2 pseudogenes are annotated in these 572 nt (G+C 71.7%); both read left to right on the forward strand.

The window, feature by feature from the left end:
- Positions 1-319 (forward strand): annotated as a pseudogene (locus tag EOA27_RS39370) (dual specificity protein phosphatase family protein); the annotation flags it as partial.
- A pseudogene (locus tag EOA27_RS39375) lies at positions 316-572 on the forward strand (hypothetical protein); the annotation flags it as partial. The pseudogenes EOA27_RS39370 and EOA27_RS39375, both read left to right, overlap by 4 nt.

The following is a 572-nucleotide window of genomic DNA, read 5'->3' on the forward strand; positions in this document are numbered from 1 at the left end:
CTTCGGCACGGTCATCGATCTTGCCGCCGAGCTGGAGCGGCCGCGTGACGCGCCGGGCCGCTGGATCGGCTTTCCCATGCTCGATCTTCTGCCGCCGCCCGCGGAGACGCTCGACGAGGCGGTGGCGGCAATCGAGCCGGCGCGCCGGCAGGGCACTGTGCTGGTCTGCTGCGCGCTCGGTTTTCAGCGCAGCGCCACAGTCGTCGCCCGCTGGCTGGTTGCCAGCGGCCGCTCGCACACTCCGGCGCAGGCGCGCAAGCAGCTCGCCGCTTCCGGCCGGCCGGTGCATCTTCAGCTCGGACTGGACGAGCCGGCATGAGCGACGACGCCTATCAGCGCAAGACGGCCGCCTTCGCCGCCATGCTGGTCAAGCAGGCGGCATGGCCGGCCGCGATCGTGATCGCCGGCGACAGCATCGCGCCGCTGGTCGCCTCGACGCGCGGCGCGTTCCAAGCGCCGCTTGCGGTGCTGGCGTTGCTCGTTGCGGCGGCGAGCGCGGTGGTGGTGCTCGGGTTCTCGGCGCTTCTCGTCTTCGATGCTCTGCTGTTCCGGCTGATGGCGACGCATGGCGA

The organism is Mesorhizobium sp. M2A.F.Ca.ET.037.01.1.1 (genome assembly GCF_003998075.1).
In the GTDB taxonomy this organism is placed as follows: Bacteria; Pseudomonadota; Alphaproteobacteria; order Rhizobiales; family Rhizobiaceae; genus Mesorhizobium.